The sequence below is a fragment of the Legionella stuttgartensis genome (assembly GCF_977063405.2).
On the sequence record NZ_CDRUHA020000021.1, the window covers coordinates 1 to 3,286 of the forward strand.

Genomic DNA, 3,286 nt, shown 5'->3' on the forward strand with positions numbered 1-3,286 from the left:
TGTAGACAGTGCTAATAACCCGCTAGTAAATGGCGCAGGCCATCAATAAAGTTTCACCAGAAAATACCCCAAGAAGTTTACAAAAAGACCAAGACAGAAAACTCATCTAAAATAAAGGGACTAATGAAACCCAAGTGCTATCGCTCATGATTTGAAGGTCGCGACGATAGCAAATGCCCCAGTCCCTTGATTAAAGCATATCACCTGTACCCATAAATGTCAGGTTTCGTTAGCAAAGGAATGCTATGGAACTGACACCACGATTGTTTCTATGTGCCCTGTGCTTCGAACACGTTGTTATCTGCACCTATTGCGACAGAGGAAATAGTTACTGTAGCTCCGTCTGTTCCCTTGCTGCACGAAAGAAGTCCTTGCGTGACGCGGGGATTCGCTACCAACGCAGCATGAAAGGTCGATTAAATCATGCATTACGACAACGTCGTTATATGCAACGAAAGCGGGGTGTTAAAAATAAAATGACGCATCAGGGTTCCCATGAAACGGCTTCGAATGATTTACTGCACGCGGTCAAAAACAAGCCAATCAAGATGGATAAACAACAGTTAAAGGATTCAATAATGTGTTGTTTATGCGCTACTCCGGTCTCTGCTTTGTTGCGTTCCCGGTTTTTACGTTATGGAATACCTAAAAAAGCATCTGCTTTGGTGTCTTGTTCGAGGCCTCCCTGATGATTATCTTAAAGAGGAGCATAACAATGAGCATTTCAGAGGAATTGCAAGCCAATATATTACGCTATTACCACGTGGAACAATGGCGTGTGGGAACCATTTCATCTCAGTTAGGCGTGCATCACAGTACGATAAAGCGTGTCTTATCCGAAGCAGGCATTCCTAAAAAGAAAATCCTGGTGCAACCTTCGATGATGGATCCCTATTTGCCCTTTGTGTTGGAGACGTTACAACGTTATCCGACACTGACCGCAAGTCGTCTGTTTGCTATGGTACAAGAGCGCGGTTATCCCGGTGGGATTGACCATTTTCGCCATCTTATCTCGTGCTATCGACCACGCCCGGCCGCAGAAGCCTACTTAAGATTAAGAACTTTGCCAGGTGAGCAAGCTCAAGTGGATTGGGGGCACTTTGGGCATATCACGATTGGGAAAGCAAAACGCCCCTTGGTGGCCTTTGTTATGGTCTTAAGTTACTCTCGGAACATTTATTTGCATTTTTACCTGAATCAACGCACAGAAAATTTTTTACGTGGCCATGAACAAGCCTTTCAGGCTTTTGGTGGCGTGCCCCGTGTCCTGTTATATGACAACCTCAAGAGTGCGGTATTGGAACGTCAGGGCGATGCAATTCGCTTTAACCCGACTCTGCTGACGTTCGCAGCCCACTACCGTTTTGAGCCAAGACCTTGTGCTGTGTATCGGGGCAATGAAAAAGGACGGGTAGAACGGGCCATCCGGTATGTGCGTGATAACTTCTTTGCAGCACGCAAGTATCGTGACTTGGATGATTTAAATGCCCAAGCGTCTCACTGGTGTACAACACAAGCGGCCAATAGACCTTGCCCCGAGGACAAGAGCCTAACTGTTTTGGAGGCGTTTCAAGAGGAGCAGCCGCGATTAATCGCCTGTCCTGATAATTCGTTCCCGGTGGATGAAACCGTATGTGTGCCTATTGGCAAAACCCCTTATGCCCGATTTGACCTGAATGATTATTCTGTTCCGCATGAGTACGTGCGAACCACATTAACGCTTCGGGCCACACTGGATACGGTGACTATTCTGGATGGTACAACCGTGCTCGCCAAACATCCTCGCAGTTATGATAAGGCGCAACAAATTGAATGTGCAGAGCACATAGAACAACTTATTGAGCGCAAGAAGCAAGCGCGCCTGCATCGTGGTCAAAGCCGATTAACTTATGCAGTGGATTGTGCGCGTTCTTTTTTGGATGCAGCGGCTCTGCATGGTTATCCACTGGGCTCAACGACCAATCAACTGCTGTCTTTATTGGATGATTATGGAGCAAGTGAGCTTGATGAGGCGATGGCTGATGCATTAGGTCGTGGCGTTCCTCATCCTAATGCAGTACGGCTTAGTTTACAGCGACGGCAAGAGGAACGACATCAACCACCACGTATCGTTTTGCAGGTATCGGACAACAAACACATCAATGAACTTATCGTAAAACCTCATAAATTAAGTGATTACGAGGTGTTGAATCAAACCAAGACCGAAGAGGAGTCTCATGATGCTTAATTTATTATTACAACGTGCAAAGGCACTTAAGCTTTATGGCCTCATCAATCACTGGGATGAGGTGCATGATGCACCATGGCTGGAGCAACTTATCAGTTGGGAGGAAGCATATCGCGCTCAAAAAAGCCTGGATAGTCGTCTGCGCAGTGCACGTATTGGACGCTTCAAGCCATTAGCTGACTTTGATTGGGGCTGGCCCAAACGTTGTGACCGAGACATTATTGAAGAGTGGATGCAGGTACGTTTTATGAAGGACGCGACCAATATCATTTTATGCGGGCCTAATGCCGTGGGTAAAACAACGATAGCTCGTAACATCGCCTATCAAGCCATCCTGAAAGGTCATACCGCATTGTTTACTACTGCCGCAGGAATGCTCAATGAACTGGCAGCTATAGACAGTGACAGTGCCTTGCGCCGCCGCATCAAACATTATGTACACCCTGCGCTGCTTGTCATCGACGAAGTCGGTTATCTGTCCTACTCCAATCGTCATGCGGATTTGTTGTTTGAAATCATATCCCGACGGTATGAAGAAAAATCAACGCTTATCACCACCAACAAGCAATTTAATGAATGGAGTGATATCTTTCCCAATGCGACTTGCGTCGTATCCATTATCGACAGGCTCGTTCACCACTCAGAAATCGTGAATATCGAAGCGGAATCCTTCCGGCTTAAAGAATGGAAGGACAATAGTGCAAAAAAATCAGCGGAACGAGCGAGGAAGAAGAAATCTATAGTAGAGGAGGCGCCTCATCATGCGTGACATCTTTTTAGATGCTTTATTACCAGAATCCATGTCGGATGAAGCAGCATATAAACTCGTGAGCTTCCTTGGTGATCTTACCCGTACCTTAGAATGTATTTACCATGCTCAGATACAACAGCACCATAAAAAAGTTGAATCTGAATTTTATGCTTCGATGGCTGATATCTTTAGAGAGGAGCCCCCATTTTAGCTTTAAGGTAAATGTCAGATCAAAGTGTGTACTTTGCGCGTACTTTGATCAATTTAAGCCTGCGCCATATTTCCGCGGTTTTATACCCCTGTCAACA

4 protein-coding genes are annotated in these 3,286 nt (G+C 45.8%); all 4 read left to right on the forward strand.

Going from position 1 to position 3,286, the window contains the following annotated elements; genetic code table 11:
* The first annotated feature begins 245 nt into the window (after window positions 1-245).
* The 4 genes from ACWTEW_RS05600 to ACWTEW_RS05615 are packed head-to-tail and all read left to right on the forward strand — an operon-like array spanning window position 246 to window position 3,189.
* The gene (locus ACWTEW_RS05600; protein WP_454783621.1) at window positions 246-689 is read left to right on the forward strand and encodes a hypothetical protein; all 444 of its coding nucleotides are present in this window, start codon (window positions 246-248) and stop codon (window positions 687-689) included.
* Window positions 690-715: 26 nt separating this feature from the next.
* Window positions 716-2,227, forward strand: coding sequence for an IS21 family transposase (gene istA / locus ACWTEW_RS05605; RefSeq protein WP_454783622.1), 1,512 nt, complete (start codon window positions 716-718; stop codon window positions 2,225-2,227).
* Window positions 2,217-2,996: an ATP-binding protein gene (locus ACWTEW_RS05610; RefSeq protein ID WP_454783623.1), complete on the forward strand. Its 780-nt coding sequence runs from the start codon at window positions 2,217-2,219 to the stop codon at window positions 2,994-2,996. The genes istA and ACWTEW_RS05610 overlap by 11 nt, the downstream gene beginning before the upstream one ends.
* Window positions 2,989-3,189, forward strand: a complete 201-nt coding sequence (locus ACWTEW_RS05615; protein ID WP_454783624.1) for a hypothetical protein — start codon at window positions 2,989-2,991, stop codon at window positions 3,187-3,189. The genes ACWTEW_RS05610 and ACWTEW_RS05615 overlap by 8 nt, the downstream gene beginning before the upstream one ends.
* Window positions 3,190-3,286: the final 97 nt, after the last annotated feature.

Coding starts and splice junctions, on each gene's coding strand:
- ACWTEW_RS05600 (WP_454783621.1), top strand. CDS start 246: ATGGAACTGACACCACGATTGTTTCTATGTGCCCTGTGCTTCGAACAC.
- istA (WP_454783622.1), top strand. CDS start 716: ATGAGCATTTCAGAGGAATTGCAAGCCAATATATTACGCTATTACCAC.
- ACWTEW_RS05610 (WP_454783623.1), top strand. CDS start 2,217: ATGATGCTTAATTTATTATTACAACGTGCAAAGGCACTTAAGCTTTAT.
- ACWTEW_RS05615 (WP_454783624.1), top strand. CDS start 2,989: ATGCGTGACATCTTTTTAGATGCTTTATTACCAGAATCCATGTCGGAT.